At 73.7% G+C, this 21,025-nt stretch carries 19 protein-coding genes, 1 tRNA gene and 1 pseudogene; 13 read left to right on the top strand and 8 right to left on the bottom strand.

Annotated elements, in window-relative coordinates; translation table 11 throughout:
- Position 1 precedes the first annotated feature (1 nt).
- Entirely contained in the window at positions 2 to 931 is a 930-nt protein-coding gene (locus HAV40_RS34530; RefSeq protein ID WP_166388498.1) for a DUF4132 domain-containing protein, read from the bottom strand.
- Between the two features lie 338 nt (positions 932 to 1,269).
- Here HAV40_RS34530 and HAV40_RS34525 point away from each other — a divergent pair, with 338 nt between their 5' ends.
- The 9 genes from HAV40_RS34525 (at position 1,270) to HAV40_RS34485 (ending at position 10,704) form a co-directional block, all read left to right on the top strand.
- On the top strand, positions 1,270 to 2,106 hold the full coding sequence (locus HAV40_RS34525; protein WP_166388497.1) for a patatin-like phospholipase family protein: 837 nt from the start codon (positions 1,270 to 1,272) through the stop codon (positions 2,104 to 2,106).
- 354 nt (positions 2,107 to 2,460) lie between these two features.
- Positions 2,461 to 2,533: transfer RNA gene (locus HAV40_RS34520), tRNA-Cys, on the top strand.
- Between the two features lie 100 nt (positions 2,534 to 2,633).
- A complete protein-coding gene (locus tag HAV40_RS34515) occupies positions 2,634 to 3,980 on the top strand; it encodes an SDR family NAD(P)-dependent oxidoreductase (RefSeq protein WP_239086873.1) in 1,347 nt (448 codons plus the stop codon).
- On the top strand, positions 3,977 to 5,119 hold the full coding sequence (locus HAV40_RS34510; RefSeq protein ID WP_239086874.1) for a leucine-rich repeat domain-containing protein: 1,143 nt from the start codon (positions 3,977 to 3,979) through the stop codon (positions 5,117 to 5,119). The genes HAV40_RS34515 and HAV40_RS34510 overlap by 4 nt, the downstream gene beginning before the upstream one ends.
- A complete protein-coding gene (locus tag HAV40_RS34505; protein WP_166388494.1) occupies positions 5,116 to 6,780 on the top strand; it encodes an ankyrin repeat domain-containing protein in 1,665 nt (554 codons plus the stop codon). The genes HAV40_RS34510 and HAV40_RS34505 overlap by 4 nt, the downstream gene beginning before the upstream one ends.
- Positions 6,777 to 7,955, top strand: coding sequence for an AAA family ATPase (locus HAV40_RS34500; protein WP_166388493.1), 1,179 nt, complete (start codon positions 6,777 to 6,779; stop codon positions 7,953 to 7,955). Before HAV40_RS34505 ends, HAV40_RS34500 begins: the two co-directional genes overlap by 4 nt.
- The gene (locus HAV40_RS34495) at positions 7,952 to 9,313 is read left to right on the top strand and encodes a vWA domain-containing protein (RefSeq protein ID WP_239086875.1); all 1,362 of its coding nucleotides are present in this window, start codon (positions 7,952 to 7,954) and stop codon (positions 9,311 to 9,313) included. Before HAV40_RS34500 ends, HAV40_RS34495 begins: the two co-directional genes overlap by 4 nt.
- Positions 9,314 to 9,383: 70 nt before the next feature.
- Positions 9,384 to 9,896, top strand: coding sequence for a hypothetical protein (locus HAV40_RS34490; protein WP_166388492.1), 513 nt, complete (start codon positions 9,384 to 9,386; stop codon positions 9,894 to 9,896).
- Positions 9,877 to 10,704 carry a class F sortase gene (locus tag HAV40_RS34485; protein ID WP_239086876.1) on the top strand — a complete coding sequence of 276 codons (828 nt, stop codon included), beginning with the start codon at positions 9,877 to 9,879 and terminating at the stop codon, positions 10,702 to 10,704. Before HAV40_RS34490 ends, HAV40_RS34485 begins: the two co-directional genes overlap by 20 nt.
- Before the next feature lie 12 nt (positions 10,705 to 10,716).
- Here the strand turns inward: HAV40_RS34485 and HAV40_RS34480 are convergent, their stop codons facing one another.
- Both HAV40_RS34480 and HAV40_RS34475 read right to left on the bottom strand, forming a co-directional pair.
- Positions 10,717 to 12,552 (bottom strand): glycoside hydrolase family 15 protein, encoded by a 1,836-nt coding sequence (locus tag HAV40_RS34480; RefSeq protein ID WP_166388491.1) that lies wholly within the window; start codon positions 12,550 to 12,552, stop codon positions 10,717 to 10,719.
- A 3-nt stretch (positions 12,553 to 12,555) separates the two neighbouring features.
- Positions 12,556 to 13,350 carry a hypothetical protein gene (locus tag HAV40_RS34475; protein WP_166388490.1) on the bottom strand — a complete coding sequence of 265 codons (795 nt, stop codon included), beginning with the start codon at positions 13,348 to 13,350 and terminating at the stop codon, positions 12,556 to 12,558.
- A 242-nt stretch (positions 13,351 to 13,592) separates the two neighbouring features.
- Between HAV40_RS34475 and HAV40_RS34470 the strand changes: the two genes are divergently transcribed.
- The 4 genes from HAV40_RS34470 (at position 13,593) to HAV40_RS34455 (ending at position 16,396) form a co-directional block, all read left to right on the top strand.
- Positions 13,593 to 14,003: an RlpA-like double-psi beta-barrel domain-containing protein gene (locus tag HAV40_RS34470; RefSeq protein WP_239086877.1), complete on the top strand. Its 411-nt coding sequence runs from the start codon at positions 13,593 to 13,595 to the stop codon at positions 14,001 to 14,003.
- 13 nt (positions 14,004 to 14,016) lie between these two features.
- Entirely contained in the window at positions 14,017 to 14,619 is a 603-nt protein-coding gene (locus HAV40_RS34465) for a cell wall protein (protein ID WP_166388489.1), read from the top strand.
- A 107-nt stretch (positions 14,620 to 14,726) separates the two neighbouring features.
- A complete protein-coding gene (locus tag HAV40_RS34460) occupies positions 14,727 to 15,641 on the top strand; it encodes a MauE/DoxX family redox-associated membrane protein (protein WP_203671810.1) in 915 nt (304 codons plus the stop codon).
- 299 nt (positions 15,642 to 15,940) lie between these two features.
- Positions 15,941 to 16,396, top strand: a complete 456-nt coding sequence (locus HAV40_RS34455; protein WP_166388488.1) for a hypothetical protein — start codon at positions 15,941 to 15,943, stop codon at positions 16,394 to 16,396.
- Here the strand turns inward: HAV40_RS34455 and HAV40_RS34450 are convergent.
- The 5 genes and pseudogenes from HAV40_RS34450 to HAV40_RS34430 form a co-directional block, all read right to left on the bottom strand.
- Positions 16,385 to 16,816: an NUDIX hydrolase gene (locus HAV40_RS34450; RefSeq protein WP_166388487.1), complete on the bottom strand. Its 432-nt coding sequence runs from the start codon at positions 16,814 to 16,816 to the stop codon at positions 16,385 to 16,387. The genes HAV40_RS34455 and HAV40_RS34450 overlap by 12 nt on opposite strands.
- Complete coding sequence (locus HAV40_RS34445) at positions 16,813 to 17,268, bottom strand: MaoC family dehydratase (protein ID WP_166388486.1); 456 nt, start codon at positions 17,266 to 17,268, stop codon at positions 16,813 to 16,815. Before HAV40_RS34445 ends, HAV40_RS34450 begins: the two co-directional genes overlap by 4 nt.
- A gap of 139 nt (positions 17,269 to 17,407) precedes the next feature.
- Complete coding sequence (locus HAV40_RS34440) at positions 17,408 to 19,411, bottom strand: endo-1,4-beta-xylanase (RefSeq protein WP_205694009.1); 2,004 nt, start codon at positions 19,409 to 19,411, stop codon at positions 17,408 to 17,410.
- Positions 19,412 to 19,612: 201 nt separating this feature from the next.
- Positions 19,613 to 20,632: a LacI family DNA-binding transcriptional regulator gene (locus tag HAV40_RS34435; RefSeq protein ID WP_166388484.1), complete on the bottom strand. Its 1,020-nt coding sequence runs from the start codon at positions 20,630 to 20,632 to the stop codon at positions 19,613 to 19,615.
- Positions 20,633 to 20,774: 142 nt separating this feature from the next.
- Positions 20,775 to 21,025: pseudogene (locus HAV40_RS34430) on the bottom strand (carbohydrate ABC transporter permease); the annotation flags it as partial.

The raw sequence follows: 21,025 nt of genomic DNA, 5'->3' as shown, positions 1-21,025 counted from the left end.
GTCAGTCCTCGTCCTCGTCGTCATCGTCTTCGTCGGCGTCTGCGACCTGGTCGTCGGCCGCGTCCTCGTCCTCGTCCTTCTCGACGACGCGGCCCGCGTACAGGGCGGCGGCCATGCGGGTGCCCTCGGACCAGGCGACCGGGCCGACCTCGGCCAGGGTCAGCGAGGTGCCGTTGCGGTCGGTGAAGACCAGGTCACCGGTCTCGGTCTCGTAGTACGGGTCGTCCGAGCCGACCCAGGAGCGCGCCTCGACGGCGACGCCGTTCTCGAACACGCGGCAGACCGCGTTGCCGCCGCGCACCGGGTAGCCGAGCTTGGTCGCGCGGGCGGTCAGGTGGCGCAGCTCGGCGTACTTGCCGCCGGAGTACTCCCCGATCCGCCGGGCGGCCGGATCCGTATCGGCCGGGCGGACGAAGATCTGCCGGAACAGCTGGTCCACGGACTGGGAAACGCCCAGGTCGGCGGCGAACTCGCGCAGGTCGTCGAGGTCGGGCAGGGTAACCGGGTGCGGGATCACCACCCGTGTGGCCGGCAGCCGCACCGTGTCGCCGTCGAGGTTCACGATGCCGATCTGCCCGGCGGACGCGTCCCGCAGGAAGCCCACCTCGTCCGGGTCGAACGCGCCGTCCTCGTCGAGCACCCCGACCACCAGGTCGGTCAGCGCCGCGCGCCAGGTCTCGTCGGGCCACACGTCGGCCAGCACGCCGACGGGCACCGGCAGCGACCGGACCATCCACCGTTCGATGTCGGACCGGCACTGCACCTCGTGCCGCCCCAGCCACTCGGTGAGCTGCCGCAGCCCGGTCACCACCGGGTCGTCGCGCAACGCCGACGGCACCGACTTGAGCTCCTTGCCCTTGGCGTTGCGAGCGATCAGATCGCTGCCGCGCAGGGTGACTTCATAGCCACCCGAGGCCACCAACCATCCCATGTGGACGGCCACCTTCCTGTCGAAGACACCGGACGCTAAACCACCGCGCCGACAGTCCGGCAAACGGCTGGTCGCGGCCCCGCCCCGTGCGCGGCATACCGACCGGGAACCATTCGGCCACACCGCCCGCGCCGGCGCGCAGCGGGGTCCGCGCCGCGCCGCGACCGGCGGGTCCGGGGGCGCGACGACGTGCGGACGGTCATCTCGGCGGGGAATCCGGACACGAGCGCACACCTCGGGAGTACCGTCGAAGGTCCAGCGCCGGGTGCGCCGCGGGACGACGGCGGCGGGCGCCGCGGTGCTGGGCAGGGCGTCGGCAGTGGTGAAGGAGGCGGCGGGTGAAGGGCAGAGCGCTCGTGCTCGGTGGCGGCGGGGTCACCGGCATCGCCTGGGAGCTGGGGATCCTGGCCGGACTCGCCGAGGCCGGGGTCGACCTGAGCACCGCCGACCTGCTCGTCGGCACCTCGGCGGGGTCGGTGGTCGCGTCGGTGATGGCGAGCGAGCCCAGCCTGGAGGAGCGTTACCAGACCCAGCTGGAGGACCCCAAGGACGAGGTCGCGGCCCATCTGGGCATGCGCACCCTGCTGGGGTACGGCTGGGCGATGGTGCGCAGCCGCGCCCCCGAGCAGTATCGGGCCCGCCTGGGCGCGCTGGCGCTGGCCGCCGCGTCGATGACCCCCGAGGAGCGCAAGGCGGTCATCGCGTCCCGGCTGCCCGTGGTCGAATGGCCCGCCCAGCCCCTGAAGATCACCGCGTCGGACGCGCACACCGGAGCGTTCACCGTCTTCGACCGCGACAGCGGCGTGGAACTCATCGACGCCGTCGCCGCCAGCTGCGCCGTGCCCGGCGTATGGCCGCCCGCGGCTGTCAACGGCCACCGCTACATCGACGGCGGGATGCGCTCGGCGACCAACGCCGACCTGGCCCAGGGCCATGAGCGGGTGGTCATCATCGCGCCGGTGACCGTAGGCGGCGGCCTGGTCACCAGCACCGCCCGGCACGTCGCCGAACTGACCGCGGCGGGCGCGCAGGTGACCGTCATCAGCCCCGACCGCGACTCGCGGACCGCGATCGGCCGCAACATGCTCGACCCGGCCCACCGCGCCGCCTCGGCCCGCGCCGGCCGCACCCAGGCCGCGCAGGTCGTCACCCAGGTCGCCGCGGTGTGGTGCTGACCGTCCCTTCACGACATGGCGGGCGACACCGACGACGATCACTGCCGAAGACACTCTGACCTGGCAGAACCCGATGTGACGGCACTCTCCTCAGCTGCCCTCGACCCGGAGTGGCCAAAGCCTTCCGCTAGCGCTATGCTCGGACGTGACGCCCGTCTTGGCGACTTCCCCCGTGGTTGCCAAGACGGGCGCTTTCTATTGCCTCCGCTTGTATCTTCACCGTCCACAATGGCCGGATCAGCTCCTCTCGGCGCTGTTCGCACAGGGGATAGCCCTCGTCAGCGGCTACCGGCGGCAGGCCGGGGCGGGCGGTGCGGCGGCGTGTCGGTCGGGTCGGGTATCGTCCCGCGCGGCGAGGCTGTAGCGCAGAGGTCGTCGCGCCTTGACTGCAAGCTGGAGGACGTCGGTTCGAATCCGACCAGCCTCGCCCCCACCTGACCCGGGGAGGGTGCATGCCGCACCGCAGCACGGACGTGCCTGTGGCGCGCGTGTCCGCGACCGGTGCGCCCGGCCCGGGGGGTTCCGCCGTGCCGGTCGGTGCGTCCGATCTGGACGTCTGTCTGCGGGTGCTGGCCGCCGCCGGGCGCGGCGAGCTGGACGGCCCGGCGGCGCTGGCCGTCGAACGGGCTGTCGCGGCGGCCTACCGGGGGGACAAGAAACGCCGCAAGGCCGACCGGGCCGCGCACCGCGAGCAGACCGACCGGCAGTTGCTGGCCACGGCCAGCCGCTTCCGCGAGGAGATCCCCGCCGCGACGGCGCGCAGCCTCCCACCGACCGGTGAACCTTCCGCACTGCTGCACCGGCCGCGCCGGTGCTACGTGTGCAAGGAGCAGTTCCGGCAGGTCGACGCCGACTACCACCAGCTGTGCCCGCCCTGCGCCCAGCAGAACCGGCAGCGCCGCGACGCCCGCTGCGACCTGACCGGCCGCCGGGCCGTGGTCACCGGCGGGCGCGTGAAGATCGGTTTCCATATCGCGCTCAAGCTGCTGCGCGACGGCGCGCACGTGCTGGTCACCAGCCGGTTCCCGCGCGATGCGGCCCGGCGGTTCGCGGCGCTGCCCGACGCGGCGGCGTGGTCGCACCGGCTGCACGTGCACGGTGCCGACTTCCTCGACCCGGCCGGGGTGATCGGGCTGGTCGACGCGGTCACGCAGCGCTGGGACCACCTCGACATCCTGGTCAACAACGCCGCGCAGACCCTGCACCGGCCCGCGGCGTACCACCGCGAGGTGCGGGCGGCCGAAGTGCTGCCGCTGACCGGCCCGGCCGCCGCGATCGGCACGACGCCGACCCGCCACCGGACCGACAGCGCCGTCGTGCTGCCGGAACCGGCCCAGGCGCTGTTCCCGGCCGGGCGCACCGACGAGACCGGCCAGCCGCTGGACCTGCGCGAGGTCAACTCGTGGACCCTGCACGCCCACGACGTCAGCCCGCGCGAGTGGCTGGAGGTGCACGTCGTCAACGCGTTCGCCCCGTTCCTGCTGACCTCGCGGCTGCGCCCGCTGCTGGCCGCCGCCCCGTCGCCGCTGCGGCACGTGGTGCAGGTGTCGGCGATGGAGGGCAGCTTCTCCCGGGCGAACAAGACCCAGCGCCACCCGCACACCAACATGGCCAAGGCGGCGCTGAACATGCTGACCCGGACGCTGGCCGACGACTACCGCGCCGACGGCATCCTGATGAACAGCGTGGACACCGGCTGGGTCACCGACGAGCGGCCGCACCCGGACAAGCAGGCCCAGCGTGAGGCCGGGTTCCGGCCGCCGCTGGACGTGATCGACGGGGCCGCGCGGGTGTACGACCCGATCGTGCGCGCCGAGGCCGGCGACCCGGTGCACGGGGCATTCCTCAAGGACTACCGGCAGGTGGCATGGTGACCGAGCACGAGACCCCCGCGAATCCGGTGCGCTGCCCGGCGATCAGCCATCCCGAGACGGGGCTGGCCGACCCGGCGGACTTCGCCGCGCTGCTGACCCGGCTCGCCGACCCGGCCGGGGTCGCCGCGGCCGAGGACTTCCCGCGCGGCACCCTGCAACCCGACGGGCGGCTCGACCTGTGCAAGCAGGGCCTCGGCCCGCAGCTCGCGGCACGCGTGGTGCAGGCGGCGGTGGGCTTCCCGCACGCCACCCACCTGCTGCTGGGCACCAACGGCCTGGGCAGCGACGGAGCCCGCGCGGTCGCCGACGCGCTCGCGCCCGGCCACCACGTGCAGACCGTCTACCTGGGCTGCAACCGCATCGACGCGGACGGCGCGGGCGCGCTGGCCGACCGGCTCGCCGACGACGCCACGGTGCGGGCGCTGTGGCTCAAGCGCAACCCGATCGGCGACGCAGGCGTGGCCCGGCTGTGCGCGGCCCTGGCCGCCAACACCACGCTGCGCACCCTGGACCTGGTCAACACCGGCCTGACCCGGCACGGCCTGGCGGCGCTGGCCGACGTGCTCGCGCACCGGGCCACCCCGCTGGAGCGGCTGTTCCTCGGCGGCAACGGGCTGGCCCCCGACGCCGTGCCCGCGCTGGCGGCGATCGTGCGCGACGGCCGCGTACGCGAGCTGTACCTGGCCGCCAACCACCTCGGCGACGCGGGCGCGGCGGCGCTCGGCGAGGCCGTCGAGGGGCTGCCGATGACGCTGGGCCTGGGCGGCAACGGCCTGTCCCCGGCCGGGGCGGGCGCGCTGGCGGCGCGGCTGGGCGCGTGGACGGCGCTGGACCTGGCCCGGCCGCCGTCGGAACGGGCCCTGGGCGCGCTGCCCAACACCGTCGGCGACGCCGGTGCCGCCGCGCTGGCGGCGGTGCTACCCGCGAGCCGGCTGCGGCGGCTGGACCTGCGCTTCACCGGCATCACCGGTCGCGGCGCGAAGCTGCTGCTGGCCGCCCTGAACGACGACATGCCGCTGCGTTACCTCGGCATCAACCACGGCGTGCCCCGGCGGCTGCGGCGGCTGGCCGCGGCCACCCTCGGCCCCGCCGAGCAGCCGCACCCCGACATCAGCGCGATCGCGAGCGTGTACCGGTGAGCGACGCCGAACTGACCGTCTGGCAGCGGATCCGCCGCTACGCCGTGCCGCCGCGCATGATCGCCGAGTGCACCGACCGGCGGCTCGCCGGGGACTGGCGCGGGGCGTGCGCCGCGGGCCGGGTCGACACCGACATCGACCTCGCCGCGGTGGGCCGCGCCCACGGGGCGCAGGTCGCCGAGCGGGTCGAGGCGGAGCTGCTCGACTTCGCACCCGACCTGCTGCGCTGGCACCTGCCCCGCGCCCTGGGCGGGCGCACCAGCCTGGCCACCGGGCTGACCTTCACCCTCGCGCCCGACCTGGACCGGGTGGGCCAGGACACCGTGGCGTTGCAGGTCGAGCTGCCCAAGACCGTGGACGGCTCGCAGCGGCTGCGGCTGACCGTGGCGGCGCTGGGCAAGGCGCCCGGCCCCGAACTGCCCGGCTGCCTGTGGCGCGGCCGCGACGCGAGCGGGCTGCGGCAGGCGTACGGCGGCGACGGGCAGCGGCTGCCGTTTCTCACCCCGGACGGTGCGCCGGTGCCGTTCGCCGGGTTCGCCACGGCCGAAGGCGAGGGTGCACCGGCACGGGCCGAGCGCTCCGCCGCCCAGCTCGCGGCCGGGCGGCTCGCGCAGGCGTGGCGCGAAGCCGGGCTGGAACTGGACGAGACGCTGCCCGCCGCCCGGTACAGCCAGTACCAGGTGAGCCTCGACCAGGTGCTCGGGCAGCGACTGCACCTGGTCGCGCTCGCCCCCGCCGTGCGCGGGCTGGCCCGGCGGTACGCCGCCGAGGGTGTGACGCTCAACGCGGACTGGCGGCTGCGCTTCCTGTTCACCCCGGACGGCGACACGGTGCGGGTCAGGATGCTCGGCGACGAGCGCCGCGGTGAGCTGCCCGCGCTGGCCGAGCCGCTCTACCGCGTACCCCCCGATCTGGAGCTGCTGTATCGCGGTCTGATCGCGCCCGCGGACCTGCACCCGCTGGTGCGCGCGGCACTGTTCCCGGACGCGCCCGGCGGCGTGGCGACGGCCCGCGGCCCGGCGTTCGCACCGGTGCGGGTGCGCTGCCGGGGGCAGTGGCACCGGATCGACGCCACCGGCGGGCGGCTCGTGCCACTGGACCACACGCCCGAGGAGGTGCAGCGCGAGCAGACGCTGCGGGCACTGGGCGGCAAGGTGGCCGGCTGCTTCGCGGCCCGGCAGGGCTGGACGGACGGCAGCACGCGGCTGCCCCGGGCGCTGCGGCAGCAGCGGCGCGAGCTGATGCAGACGATCCTGCACGGCGACACCGACACGCTGCTGGAGCTGCTCGACGCGGGCCTGGACCCGTACGTGCGCGACGGCCGCGGTTCGACCCTGCTGCACCTGCTGCGCTGCCTCGACCACCGGGTGCTGCTGCCCCGGCTGCTGGCCGCGGGCCTGCCCGTCGACGTCCGCGACCACCGGGGGCGCACCCCGCTGCACGTCGCGGTCGGCTGGGTGGGCAGCCCCGCGCTGGTGCAGGCGCTGCTGCGGGCGGGTGCGGACCCGAAGGCCGAGGACGACAACGGCACCTCCCCGGCAGACCTCGTCGAATACAAGGGTTTCGAGTACTACGAGCAGGAGAGCGGCGAGGGTCACGGCGACCTCAAGCTGATCTCGCAATACCTGGAGGAGCACCGGGTGAACGGGGAGAACGCATGAGCCTGGCCCTGCGTACGGCGGACGAGCTGATCGCGGCGACGCGGGCCTGGCGCAGCGAGCCGGTGTCGGACCCGCGCGTGGAGGCGCTGGCGCTGGCCGTGTCGGCGAACCTGCCGGTGCTGCTGTGGGGCGAGCCGGGCATCGGCAAGTCCGCGTCGCTGCAGCAGCTCGCGACGGGGCTGGGCGTGCCGCTGGAGACGGTGATCGCCAGCGTGCACGAGCCGTCGGACTTCTCCGGGCTGCCGATCGTCGGCGACGACCCGGCCGCCGACGGGGTGCCGATGGCCCCGCCGGACTGGGCGGTGCGGCTCGCCCGCACCGGGCAGGGCCTGCTGTTCTTCGACGAGCTGTCGTCCGCTCCGCCGGCGGTGCAGGCGGCGCTGCTGCGGGTGGTGCTGGAGCGCCGGGTCGGCAGCCTGGAGCTGCCCGCCGCGATCCGCATCGTCGCCGCGGCGAACCCGCCGGCCAGCGCCGCCGACGGCTGGCACCTGAGCCCGCCGCTGGCCAACCGCTTCGTGCACCTGCACTGGACGCACGACCCACGGGTCGTCGCCCGCGGCCTGGCGGGGACCTGGCCTGCGATCACCGTGTCGACGGTGCACGCCGCGCGTACGGCCGGGGCGGTGGCCCGCGCCCGGGGCACGATCGCCGGCTTCCTGACAGCGCGGCCGGGCCTGGTGCATCACCTGCCCGCCGACGCCGACAGCCGGGGCGGGGCATGGCCGTCGCCGCGCAGCTGGGAGATGGCGCTGCGGCTGCTGGCGTTCCACCTGGCCACCGACACCGGCCGGGACGCGCTGACCACGGCGCTGGTCGGCGCGGTCGGTGACGGCGCGGGCCTGGAGTTCAGCACGTACCTGCAGGAGCTGGACCTGCCCGACCCGGAGCGGGTGCTGGCCGACCCGGACGCGTTCGCGCTGCCCGACCGGGGTGACCGGCAGCTGGCGTTCCTGACCGCCGTGGTCTCGGCGGTGCAGGGGCGCACCACCCAGCAGCGCTGGGACGCGGGCTGGGTGGTGCTGGCCAAGGCCGTCGATGCCGGGGTGCCCGACGTCGCCGCGCGGGCCGCGCTGGACCTGGCCGCGCTGCGTGACACGGACTGGCCGGTGCCGCCCGCGATCGACGCGTTCGTCGAGGTGCTGAGCCTGTCCGGCATGCTCCCGGCCGCTCGGTGAGCACCGCCCCCGCGCCGGGTGCCTCCGCCGCGGATCCGGACCGGCGCGGGCAGCAGGCGGGCACGACCTCCGCGCACCCGGACCCGCCCGAACGGCAGGCGGGTGCGACCGCGCCGACGCGGCGGCCGCTGGACCGGGCGAAGCTGCTGGCCGCGCGGTTCCGGGCGGCCGGGCACCGGCCGTACCTGGCCACCGCGCTGTACAGCCTGACCGTGGTGCCCAGCGACCGGGTGCCGACGATGGGCGTGGACCGGCACTGGCGCTGCTACGTGTCGCCCGCGTTCGTCGACGACACCTCGGTCGAGCAGCTGGCCGGGGTGTGGATCCACGAGGTGGCGCACCTGCTGCGCGACCACCACGGCCGGGCCGACCGGCTGGCCGCCGAGCTGCGCGCCGACCACCACCGGGTCAACCTCGCCGAGGACTGCGAGATCAACGACGACCTGGTCGCCGACGGCCTGCCCCTGCCCGAGGGCCGGATCCACCCCGATCTGTTCGGCCTGCCCACCGGTCAGCTGTTCGAGCAGTACCTGCCGTCGATTCCCGCCACACCTCCCTGCCGTGGCGGCTGTGCGGCAGGCGACGCGGGCCCGCGCTGCGACTGCCCGCCCGTGGAGTGCGGGTCGGGCGCGCACGGCCACCGTTCGCCGTGGGAGCTGGGCGAGGCGGGTGCGCCGATCGTGCGCGGGGTCGAGGCCGACGCGATCCGGCGGCAGACCGCGCAGGCCGTCCGCGCCCACGTGCGCGGGCGCGGCACGGTGCCGGCGGGCTGGCAGCGCTGGGCCGAGCAGGTCCTCGAACCGACGATCGACTGGCGGCAGGCCCTGGCCGGTGCGGTACGCGAGGCGGCCGCCTGGGCGGGCGGGGCGGTCGACTACACCTACCGGCGGCCGTCGCGGCGCGGGGCCGCGCTGCCGGGCGTGGTGCTGCCGAGCCTGCGGCGGCCGCTGCCCCGGGTCGCGATCGTGATCGACACGTCGGGCTCGATGTCCGACGACGACCTGGCGGCGGTGCTGGCCGAGGTCGGCGGGGTGCTGCGCGCGGTGGGCGTACGCGGCAACCGGGTGGCCGTGCTGGCCTGTGACGCCGACGTGCACGCCGCCCGCCGGGTGTCCACCGTCGGCGAGGTCGTGCTGGCCGGCGGGGGCGGCACCGACATGCGGGTCGGCATCCGGGCCGCGCTGGACGTGCCGGAGCCGCCGCACTTCGTGATCGTGCTGACCGACGGGTACACGCCGTGGCCGGACGCGGCGCTGTCGCGTACCCGGATCATCGCCGGTCTGGTCGGGGTGGACGCCCCCCAGCCTCCATCCTGGATCGAGGCGATCCCGATCACCATGACTTCAGGCAAAACGTGAACTGCGTCCGGGAAAGGGTGCTTTTGTAATACCCAGCAGATCTGCGGATCTCGGGGAAGGAAAAGCAGCCATGGGACCGTCTCTCCGGCGTGCGGCCGTGTCCGCAGCCATCGGCGTCGCCGTCGCGGCGCTCGCCTGGCCGGCGGTGGCGTTCGCCGCGGCCGACGTCACCGTCAACCCGTCCGCGGTCGCCCCCGGCGGCAAGTTCACGCTGTCGGCGTACTGCGGCGCGGGGGCGGGCTCCGCCTCGGTCAGCGGCACCACGATCGGCGGCCCGTCGGAGATCACGCTCAACCCGTACACCGCGGGCGGGCCGGGCGCGTTCAACGCCGAGCTGACCGTGCCCTCGACGACCCTGCCGGGCACCTACCAGCTCAACGTCACCTGCAGTGACGGCGAGACGGGCACCGGCACGCTGGTCGTCTCGCCGACCGGCGCTCCGGCGGGCGGCGGCGGGTCCACCTCCGACGGCCCCAGCCTGGCCCTGCTCGGCGCTGGTTCGGGCCTGCTGGCCGTGTCCGGCGTGGGCGGGCTCGTGCTGCTGCACCGGAGCCGGAGGTACCGTGGCCACCACTGCGCCTGAGCCCGCGTCCGATCCCGTAACAGGGCCCGCGACCGTGCCGGGCCACGAGCCGGTTCCCGACGACCAGCCCCGTGCCGCGGCCGCGATCGGGGTCGAACCCCTGACCGCCGTCGACCTCGCGCCCTCCCACGGCCGCCACCGCGGCAAGGCGCGCGCCGGACGCCGCGCCGTGCTGACGCTGGCCGGCGCGGCGCTGGCCGGGATCGGGCTGGTCGCCGCCGCGTTCCTGATCACACCCGCCGGGCCGCCCCAGCCCGCCGACGACGCCGCAGGGCGCTACCAGCTCGTCGACATGGACCGGCGTCCCGACGCGCGCGGTATCCGGCCGCTGGACCGCTCCGCGCCGGTGCGGGTGCGGATCCCGTCTATCCAGGTCGACGCGGTCGTGGTCACCGTCGGCACCAACCTCGACGGCAGCCTGCAGGTGCCCGAGCTCAAACACCCGGACCTGACCGGCTGGTACCGCTACGGGCCCAGCCCCGGCGAGCGCGGCAACGCCGTCATCGTCGGGCACGTCGACACCCGTACCAGCGGCCCCGCCGTGTTCTTCCAGCTCGGCTCGCTCAAACCCGGCACGAAGATCGAGGTCCAGCGCCTGGACGGCTCGCTGGCGACCTTCACCGTCGACGTGGTCAAGTCCTTCCCGAAGGACGACTTCCCCGCCCACCGCGTCTACGGCGCGACCGACGACATGGGCCTGCGCCTGGTCACCTGCGGCCCGCCCTACGACCGCACCGACCGCAACTACCTCAACAACATCGTCGTGTTCGCCACCCTCACCAAGACCCGCCCCGCCAAGCCCAGCTGAGCCGCCCCTGGCTCACAGGGCGGCGCGGTGACGGGCCTGGGAGATCGACCAGGCCGCGTTGACCAGGCCGATGTGGCTGAACGCCTGGGGGAAGTTGCCGAGCAGTTCGCCGGTGGCGGGATCGACCTCCTCGGCGAGCAGGCCCACGTCGTTGGCGTACCCGGCGGCGCGTTCGAAGACCTCGGTGGCCCGGTTCACCCGGCCCGCCTCGGCCAGGGCCTGGGCCAGCCAGAACGTACACAGCAGGAAGGTGCCCTCCTCGCCGGCGAGCCCGTCCACCCCGCCCTCGGTGCGGTAGCGGTAGACCAGGCCGCGCTCGTCGGTGAGCCGGTCGGCGATCGCGTCGATGGTGGCCAGCATGCGCGGGTCGTCGGCGGGCAGGAAGCCCACGATCGGCATCATCAGGCAGGACGCGTCGAGGTCGGCGGAGCCGAAGTACTGGGTGAACGCGCCCACCGACGCGTTCCAGCCCTCGCGCAGCACCCGCTCGCGGACCTCGTCGCGGGCCGCGGACCAGACCGGCACCCGGTCCTGTGCCTGCAGCCGGTCGGCCAGCCCGATGGCCCGGTCCAGGGCCACCCAGCACATCACCTTCGAGTAGACGAAGTGCCGGGGCTCCCCGCGCACCTCCCAGATGCCGTGGTCGGCCTCGCGGCAGCGGACCACGGCCGCGTCGGCGAGTGCGACCAGGAACGCGCGCATGTCGCAGTCCATCTCGGAGATCTTGTCGGCGAGCAGGTGGGCCGCGCCGAGCAGTTCGCCGTACACGTCGATCTGGTGCTGGTTCCACGCGCCGTTGCCGACCCGCACCGGGCTGCTGTCGCGCCAGCCGCGCAGGTGGGGCAGGGTGCGCTCGGTCAGGTCGTGCTCGCCGTTGACGCCGAACATGATCTGCAACGGGTAGTCGGGGCCGATCGCGCCCGCCGCGGCGGTGGTCATGAAGGTGAAGAAGTCGCCCGCCTCGTCGGGGCAGGCGGCGACCCACAGCGCCTCCATGGTGAAACTGGCGTCGCGGACCCACGAGTAGCGGTAGTCCCAGTTGCGCTCGCCGCCGACGCCCTCGGGCAAAGACGTGGTGGGCGCGGCGACGATCGCGCCGCTGGGCCGGAAGGTCAGCCCCTGCAGCACCCGCCCGCTGTGGTGCACCAGTTCCCGCCACGGCCCCTCGTAGTTCTGGTGCAGCTTCGACCAGGCCCGCCAGGCCTGCACGGTGACCGCCAGCCAGTCGGCGATCTCCTCCTGCGACCAGATCCGGGCCGGTTCCAGGCCCCACGTCGAGCGGTGCAGGGCGAACTGCAGCTCGTCGCCGGCCCGCAGCGTCACCTCGCCGTACGCGCTGCTGTCGGCGCAGGCCAGGTCCATCGGGCTGGACAGCATCAGCCACTCCGGGCCGCCGCGGATGTTCAGGCCGCCCGGCACGTGCGACATCAGCGGGCGCAGCAGGCCGTACTCGGCGCGGGGCTCGATGCGCACGCGCATCCGGACCTCGCCGTCGCGGCAGCTCACCGACCGCACCAGCATGTGCGGGGCGCCGTTGCCCAGGGCGTGGCCGTGCGGGTGCTCGTTCGGCCCCACGGCCATCGCGTCGGTGACCGCGAGGGTCCCGGTCGGGGTGTGGAAGGTCGTCTCCAGCACCAGGGTCTGGTCCAGGTAGCGGCGGGTGGCGGTGAACGCGCCGACGGGCCTGATGGACCAGTGTCCGGCGTCGTCGTCGAGCAACCGCCCGAACACCGACGGGCTGTCGAACCGGGGGCAGCACAGCCAGTCGACCGAACCGTGCCGGGTGACCAGCGCCGCGGTGTGGCAGTCCGACAGCAGCGCGTGGTCGGCGATCGGCACGTCGCTCATCGCTCAGCTCCCGGAACGTGCGACGACCAGCTCCGGGTCCACTCCCGCGGCCAGGCACTCGGCGACGGCCTCCTGCCGGGCGGCCTCCCAGTGGCGGCGGCGGGCGGCGATGGCGGCAGCGAGGGCGGCGAGTTCGCGCACCGAGCGCGAATCGGCGTCCGACGGCGGGTTGCTGCGAGCCGCCTCGTACGCGCTGGAGATCGCCTCCGGCTCGGCCTCGGCCAGTTCCGCGATCTCGCCGAGTTCCCACTCGTGGTGCACGACCAGGTTCGCGGCGTACAGGTTGCGGTTGGCCGCCACCACGTCCAGGTGATAGCTGCTGAACCGCACCATGTCGGTCGCCTTGTGCACCCGGGTGAGCGGGTCGGCGGGCAGCATGAGCTCGGCCTCGCGCAGGTGGTGCACGGCGGTGGCACGGGCTTCGGACAGCAGGTCGCGCAGCTCGCTGGCCAGCTGCTGGCGGTGCAGCAGCTCGTGCCCGGCGTCGTGCAGGTGCTGCGGGGCACTGGACCACTGGGCGATCAGCCGCACCCGCCGCTCGTCCGCCCGGTGGCCGCAGATCATCTCGGCCAGGTCCTCGGTCGTCCAGTCGCGGTTGCCGTGCAGGTAGGCGGCGGCCTCGTCGCGCGCCCGCAGGGCGGTGCCGTAGGCCTGGCGGATGTCGGCGCTCACCGTGCAGGCCCGCATCGCCCCGGAGGTGGTGCCGAGGTCCTGCACGGCCCGCAGATCAGAGCGGAGCCGGGAGACATTGATATGGGCCAGCGGGTCGCTGCCGACGCCCGCCCGCGACGCGTCCATTAATGCAGCGTACGCCCCTGGACGGCGACCCGTGACCGGTCAGCTCACAAGGGTGCCCACGACCGCCGCGCGACACGCGCGCCCCTCATTCAAGCCATCGACGTCCGTTTGCATGTTGGAGAAATATTTCAGTGTATCGATTGACTGCGAAGCTCTCCGACGTCCATGATGTTCGACAAACGTCGATGGGCCCATCGTCGCTCCTCCTGGTAGACACCCCCCACCATGAAAGGAGGCGGACAGTGGCTGCACTCACCGGCACGATGTCGTGGTTCTGCTGCGGCAACTCCTGGGGCCCCTGCGGCACCGCCGGACACGGGGCATGCGGCACCTGCAACAGCGGGAGCTTCCAGCACGCCTGGCCGAACGCATCGGCCGCCTGTTTCAACATCACCCGGCCCGACGCCTGCGGCGTCACGATGTCGCGCCGCGGCTGCGGATTCCGGCACTACACCACCAACCGCTGCAACGGAAAGCGCGTCGGCACCACCATCGCCGACTGCGGCCCGCAGACCGACCTGTGGTGCGGCGAGCGCGCCTGCTGCGGCTCGGTGTGCGGCACCAACCGCATCGTCGACCTCACCCCCGCGGCATACAGCCAGATCGCCAGCCTGTCGTCCGGCCTGCAGCCCTGCAGCGTCGACACCGTGTGAGCCGGAGGCCGACATGACCGAGAACCTGGACCGCCGCCGCCTGCTCACCTCCGCCGTCGTCGGCAGCGCCGCCCTGGCCGGGGCGACCGCGCTGGGCTCGCTCGCCCCCGAGGCCGCCTTCGCCGCCGGTGAACAGGCCATCGAGCCCGGCGCACCCGACCCCAACTTCGCCGAGGGCCGCATCACCGGCATCAGCGCCGGGATGCTGTTCGTCACCGGCTCCGACACCGCGCTGTGGCGCATCCGGATCACCGGCGGCACCAGCATCTGGAAACTGCGCCCCACCACGTTCGAGCAGGTCGCCGTCGGCGACGGCCTGTACGCCCGCGGCCTGCGCCTGCCCGACGGCACCCTGGCCGCCGACTCGGTGTGGGTGAACATCGTCAACGTGCACGCCCACATCGCGGCCATCGGCCGCAACCTGCTGCACCTGGACCACAAGGGCAAGCGCATCGTCGGGCACCTGGTGCCCGGCACGTCGGCGGCCCGCTACAACAACACCCCCGCCGTATCCGACATGTCGATGCTGCGCGTCGGCAAGCACGTCCAGGTCATCGGCGCGTGGGTGCCCGACACCAACGAGGTCCAGATCGCGACCGTGTACGCCAACGCCTGATCGCGCGGCGGCGTCGGCCCTCCCACAGACGCCGCCGACCCGGGCGGACGCCCGCAACCCCTGGGCGTCCGCCCGCCCCCCACACCCTTCGACATCCCGGAGGATCGATGCTCTCGTGGATCGCGCCGCTGCAGCCGCTGCTGCTCGGCCTCGTGCTGCTCTGGTCGGCCCGGCTCAAGCTGCTCTCCCGCGACGCCGCCGCGGCCGCCGGGCGCAGCGCGCTGGCCCGCCTGGTCGGCGACGCGCGCGCACTGCCCGCGTTCCGGCTGGTCGGCGCGGTCGAGGCGGCCCTCGGCCTGCTCCTGCTAGCCCCGCCCGCTTTACCGGCCGAAGCCCTGGCCGCCGCCACGCTGTCGGTCGGCTTCGCCGGTTACCTGGCGTACGCCCGCGTCGCCGCACCGGACTCGTCGTGCGGCTGCCTGTCCGCCACGCGTACCCCCGTGCGCTGGCGTTCGTTCGCCCGCACCGGCGGCCTGCTGGCCGCGAGCCTGCTCGCCCTGCCCGCGACCGTGGGCTGGACCGACGTCCTGGCGACCAGGCCGCTGTCGGCCGTGGCGCTGCTGCTGGGCGAGGCGGCCGTACTGGTCGCGCTGTCCCCCGAACTCGACCGGCACTGGCTGGAGCCGCTGCGCCAGCTCCAGGTCCGGGTCACCCGGCCGCTGGCCGGGGGCGGGTTCGCGGTGCCGCTCGACTCCACGGTGGAGCAACTGCACCGCAGCCCCGTCTGGCGCCAGACCGCCGCCCTGCTCACCTCCGACCTGCGCGAACACTGGGACGACGGCGAGTGGCGCATCCTCGTGTTCACCGCCCGGCACCGCGGCGACGAGGTGTCCGCCGTCTACGCCGTCCCCCGCCTGCGCTACCAGCCCGCCGCCGTCCGCATGGTCCTCCTCGACGAACCCACCGGCCAGGTGGTCCTCACCCTCCACGCCCCACCCGACTCCCCCGACCCCGACTGGCTCCACCCCTCCCCCGCCCCGGCCACCGCGAGCGCCGTCGGGAGCGCCGTCGCGCTCGGCTGACCGCCGAAGATCGCCGTCTCGGGTCAAAACCTATGGCCTGATCTGAGGTTTTGACCCGAGACAGCGATCTTGACGGGGAAGTGGGCGGGGAGTCGGCCGAAGCGGACCGGGGGCGGGACGGGGCGCGGTGGCGGAATCCGGTTTCCCGGAGAGTGGGCGGTTGGCAGCGCGGGGCGTGGTGGTGGTGTGAACTGTAGGGACGAGCGCAGCGTCGGGCTCCCGCGGCGACCACCCCCGCCGCATCACCGCGTCGCGCTCCCCACCCCGAGTCGCGTACGCCGCGACCTCCGGGAGTCACCGTGCTCGCAGCCGTCCCCCCGCTCCACGCCTCCGCCCTGCGTCACGCCACGACGGGTCTGACCACGGCCGCCGCCCTGCTGGCCGGACGCGGACGGCGCACCGTCGACGCGTGGCCGGGCCTGCCCGCGCTGCCAGCCGCGTGGACGGCCGATCCCGGCAGCCGGATCAGCACCGCGACCCAGCGCTTCGCGGCATACCGGCGCGGCGCCGTCGAGATCCAGGTGCACTCGGTGCTCGGCTTCGACGAGGACACCCTGGAGCGGCAGATCGCCCGGATCAACCTCGGCCCGCACCGGGTACGGGTCAGCGCGGGCACCACGTGGCGCGGCTTCGAAGCCCGCTGGGCCTGCGACGACGTCGCGCACCGGCTGGTCTGCCGGGGCCCCCAGCGCCTGGCCGACTTCCTCGACCTGCTGCTCGGCCTCGACTGGGACCGGACCGCCTCAGTCGAGTAGCCGGGCCAGGTGGGAGCCCTGGCCGAAGGCGAGCACGTGCGCCTGGTCCAGCGGCAGCCAGCTCAGGTCGAAGCGGATCGGCTCGTGCGCGCCGTCGCCGGTCTCGTACGCCGTCCAGTGTTCGGGGACCTCGTCGGCGCCGACGGCCAGCTCGTAGAAGTGCCGCACGTGCACCGCGTCGGTCGACGGCCGCCCGTCGTACTCACCGACGCCCAGGTAGCGGACCAGGCGCAGGCCGGGCAACCCCGTCTCCTCGTACGCCTCGCGCAGCACCGCGTCCTCGGGCAGCTCGCCGGGCTGCACCGTGCCGGCGGGCACCTGGATCCCGGCCAGCGCGAGGGTGTCGTGGTCGCCGTGCGCGAACACCACCACCCGCCCGCCGCGCACGATGTACGCGACGACCTTGCTGACCCGCTTCACGAGAAGAACACCCTGGTCACCGTCTCGGCCACGCAGCAGGGCTTGGCGGAGCGGTCGGACTCGACCGTCATCCGCGCCGTGACCTGCACCCCGCCGCCGGCCTCCGCGACGGACACGACCTGCGCCGACAGCCGCACCGACGCCCCCACCGGCACCGGCGCGGGAAAGCGCACCTTGTCCAGCCCGTAGTTGACGACCATCCGCGCGCCCTCGAACCGGTACAGGTCACGCACCAGCAGCGGCAGCAGCGACAGGGTGAGGTATCCGTGCGCGATGGTCCCGCCGAACGGCCCGGCCGCGGCGCGCGCCGGATCGGTGTGGATCCACTGGTCGTCACCGGTCGCCGCGGCGAACGTGTCGACCCGGGCCTGCTCGACCGGGTGCCACGGGCCGGGCCCGATGTCCTGCCCGACGGCGTCGGCCAGGTCGGCGGCGGAACTGAACACTCGCACGGGCTACCTCCGGATCGCGGCTGGTCCCGGTGATCCTAAGCGGCGAACGCGGGCAGGGAGACGGGCCGCCCGCGCCGTCGGGCAGCCCGTCTCAGGGTGGATCACGGCTCGAAGGGAGACAGCCGTGCTCCGGGGATCGTCACGGCGTGGCGCAGGTGAAGCCGCTCGCCGTGCTGTTGTCGCTGCTGGGGCGGCTGACCTGGAACCCGAACGTGGTGCTCTGGCCGGGGGCCAGCGCGCCGTTGTAGTTCGCGTTCTTCGCGGTCCCGGTCCCGCCGCTGACGGTGATCACACCGTTCCACTGGCCGACGAGCGCGTGCCCGGACGGCAGCGTGAACGTGACGGTCCAGCTGCTGATCGCCGAGGTCCCGGTGTTGGTGACGGTGACCGGCTGGATCACGTAGCCGCCGCTCCACTGGGTCTGCACGGCCGCGGTGACCGAGCAGCCGCCGCCCGTGCCGCCGCCGGTGGTGGTCACCGTGACGGCGCTGGACGCCGCGGAGACGTTGCCCGCCGCGTCGCGCGCCCGGACCTGGTAGCGGTAGGACGTGCTGGCCGACAGGCCGGTGTCGCTGAACGACGTGGTGGTCGACGTGCCGACCTGCGCGAACGAGCCGCCCGAGGTGCCGGGGGCGCGCAGGATGTCGTAGCCGCTGACGCCGACGTTGTCGGTCGAGGCCGTCCAGGACAGGGTCACCCCGCTCGACGTCACCCCCGAGGCGGTCGGGGTGCCCGGAGTGCTCGGGGCCTGGGTGTCGCCGGTGCCGCCGCCGGTCGTGGTGACCGTGACGGCGCTGGACGCCGCCGAGGTGTTACCCGCCGCGTCCCGCGCCCGGACCTGGTAGCGGTACGAGGTGTTCGCCGACAGGCCGGTGTCGCTGAACGTGGCCGACGTCGACGTGCCCACCTGCGTGAACGAGCCGCCCGAGGTGCCCGGCGCGCGCAGGATGTCGTAGCCGCTGACGCCGACGTTGTCGGTCGAGGCCGTCCAGGACAGGGTCACCCCGCTCGAGGTCACCCCCGAGGCGGTGGGGGTGCCCGGCGTCGTCGGGGCCTGGGTGTCGTTGTTCGGGCTGCCGCCCAGCGCCGTGTTGATCGCCGTGTACGCCGGTTTGACGGCGTAGCTGCTGTCGTAGGGCAGCGCGAAGCCCTCGCTGGGGAACGTGTCCGGCACCCAGGAGTACTTGTCGGTGAAGCCCCAGATGGTGATGCCCGCGCACGCCGTCACCGCGAGGCACGCGTTGACCACGTTGGTGTAGTACTGCGCCTGGACGGTGTCCTTTGCCGAGGTGCGCGGGGTCAGGATGCGCACGTCGAGTTCGGTGACGCGCACCTGCACGCCCAGCGCCGCGAACCGGGCCATGTTCTGCTGCAGGTCGCTCGGGAAGCCGTACTGGGTGGCCAGGTGGCCCTGGAAGCCGACGCAGTCGACGGGCACGTTCTGCGCGCGCAGCGACTGGACCAGGTTGTACATGGCGGTGCTCTTGGCGTTGATGCCCTCGACGTTGTAGTCGTTGATGCACAGCTTCGCGTCGGGGTCGGCGGCGCGGGCGTAGCGGAACGCGTCGGCGATGAAGCTCTGGCCCAGGGTGTTGTACCAGAAGCTGGAGCGGAAGCTGCCGTTCTCCTCGAAGACCTCGTTCACCACGTCCCACGACTGCAGCGCCGTATTACTGGCGTAGCGGCCGACCAGGGTGGTGATGTGGTCCTGCATCGCGGTGCGCATCGCGGTCGCGCCCAGGCCCTGCACCCAGCCGGGGGTCTGGCTGTGCCAGACCAGGGTGTGGCCGTGCACGGCCTGGTTGTTGGCGACCGCGAAGTTGACGATCTGGTCCGCGCCGCTGAAGTTCCAGCTGTTGTCCGAGGGCTCGGTGGCGTCCCATTTCATCGCGTTCTCGGCGGTGATCTGGTTGAACTCGGTCTGCGCGATGGTGCGGTAGGCCGCCTCGTTGGCCAGCGGACTGGTCGCCGCCGCGAAGCCGATGAACTTGCCCTTGGCCGCGGCCAGGGTGCGCAGCGGCGTCGCGGCGGCGGCGGGCGAGGCCGACAGCACCGGCAGGGCGAACGTCGACACCAGCGCCAGGACGGTGAGCGCGGTGAACCGGCGGCGTGCTCTGTGGACGGAGACGCGTGGGGGCGTCATGGATGTCCTCCTCATGATGGCGGAGCGTCAGTGCGGTGCCCTGGGGTGGCTCGTGCGCTGGACGTGCGGCGTCTGGTCCGGGCAGGGGACGCCGGGCGGTCGAGGGCACTCAGGACACGGCATGCATCGATGGAAGCGCTCCCAATCCTGCGCTCCGCCATCGGGTTAAGTCAATAACTTCCGGAAACTATCGAGCCCGCGTCAGCCGCGCGGCGGGGCGGTGCTGTCGCGCACGACCAGTTCGGTGGCGAGCTCGATGCGCGGGCTCTCGATCTTCTCGCGCTGGGCCAGCCGCAGCACGGTGCGCGCGGCGACCATGCCCATCTCCGACAGCGGCTGCCGGATCGTCGTCAGCGGCGGGGAGGACCAGCGGACTTCGGGCAGGTCGTCGAAGCCGACGACGCTCACGTCGTCGGCCACGCGCAGGCCCTGGCGGCGGATGGCCTCGTACACGCCCAGGGCCATCTGGTCGCTGGAGGCGAAGATCGCCGTCGGCGGCTCGGGCAGTTGCAGCAGGCGGCTGCCGCCCGCGTAGCCCGACTCGTGGTAGAAGTCGCCCTGGTAGATCAGGTCGTCGTCGACCGGCAGCCCGGCCGACTCCAACCCTGCCCGGTAGCCGTCGAGCCGGGCGCGGCTGCACATCAGGCGCGGCGGTCCGGCGATGAAGCCGATGCGCCGGTGCCCGAGCCCGATGAGGTACTCGGTGGCGCGCAGGCCCCCGGCCCAGTTGGTCGCGCCGATGGTCGGGGCGTCCATGGGCGGCACGCCCGCCGGGTCGACGATGACGACCGGGATGTTGAGGCGGCGCAGCTCGGCCTGCAGGGGCGCCTCCACGGTGGACGTCACGAAGATGACGCCCTCGGTGGCCCGGCTGCGCATGTTGTCCAGCCACTGCTTGGCCGACGACGAGCGCCGGTGTACGGCCGACACGACGGTGCCGATCCCGGCGGTGTGCGCGACGTCCTCGACGCCCCGGATGATCTCGACGGCCCAGGGGCTGTCCAGGTCGGGGAAGACCAGGTCGATCAGGCCCGAGTTGGTCCGCATGCTGGCCGGGCGGCGGCGGTAGCCGTGGCGGGTGAGCAGTTCCTCGACGCGTTCGCGGGTCTGCGGGGAGACGTCGGAGCGGCCATTGATGACGCGCGAGACCGTGGGCACCGACACCCCGGCGAGCCGCGCGATCGCGGCAATGGTGATCTTGCGGGTCTCTTCCGCAGCCACGGGCACTCCTTCGTCACCGCTTGCGCCTACCGCCGGAAGGTTTCGGCGCGGCAGAGCGTACCTGGGGCACGCACGGCCGTCACTGCCTACCCTCGGACGTCCGAGAAGTTGCGGAAATATACCGGAAGAACCGGGTACGCCGTCAGCCCTTGACGCTGCCGGCGAGGCCGCCGATGAGTTGTCGTTCGGCGATGGCGTAGAAGCCGAGGGCGGGGATCATGGACAGGACGACGTAGGCGAGGACTTTGGCGGTGTCGTCGGCGTACTGGCCTTGGAAGGCCTGGACGCCTACGGGCAGGGTCCACCAGGTCTGGTCGGTGAAGACGACCAGGGGGAGGAAGAAGTTGTTCCAGCTGGCGACGATGGCCAGGACGGTGACGGTGGCGAGGGCTG

The organism is Catellatospora methionotrophica (assembly GCF_011297335.1).
Taxonomy (GTDB): domain Bacteria; phylum Actinomycetota; class Actinomycetes; order Mycobacteriales; family Micromonosporaceae; genus Catellatospora; species Catellatospora methionotrophica.
Note: the sequence above shows the minus strand (reverse complement) of the source record. Positions and strands in the feature narration are given on the sequence as shown.

What these genes read in the sequence shown, in the direction of transcription:
- HAV40_RS34530 (WP_166388498.1), bottom strand. Translation starts at nt 931, where the DNA reads ATGGGATGGTTGGTGGCCTCGGGTGGCTATGAAGTCACCCTGCGCGGC.
- HAV40_RS34500 (WP_166388493.1), top strand. Translation starts at nt 6,777, where the DNA reads ATGAGCCTGGCCCTGCGTACGGCGGACGAGCTGATCGCGGCGACGCGG.
- HAV40_RS34490 (WP_166388492.1), top strand. Translation starts at nt 9,384, where the DNA reads ATGGGACCGTCTCTCCGGCGTGCGGCCGTGTCCGCAGCCATCGGCGTC.
- HAV40_RS34480 (WP_166388491.1), bottom strand. Translation starts at nt 12,552, where the DNA reads ATGAGCGACGTGCCGATCGCCGACCACGCGCTGCTGTCGGACTGCCAC.
- HAV40_RS34475 (WP_166388490.1), bottom strand. Translation starts at nt 13,350, where the DNA reads ATGGACGCGTCGCGGGCGGGCGTCGGCAGCGACCCGCTGGCCCATATC.
- HAV40_RS34465 (WP_166388489.1), top strand. Translation starts at nt 14,017, where the DNA reads ATGACCGAGAACCTGGACCGCCGCCGCCTGCTCACCTCCGCCGTCGTC.
- HAV40_RS34460 (WP_203671810.1), top strand. Translation starts at nt 14,727, where the DNA reads ATGCTCTCGTGGATCGCGCCGCTGCAGCCGCTGCTGCTCGGCCTCGTG.
- HAV40_RS34440 (WP_205694009.1), bottom strand. Translation starts at nt 19,411, where the DNA reads ATGACGCCCCCACGCGTCTCCGTCCACAGAGCACGCCGCCGGTTCACC.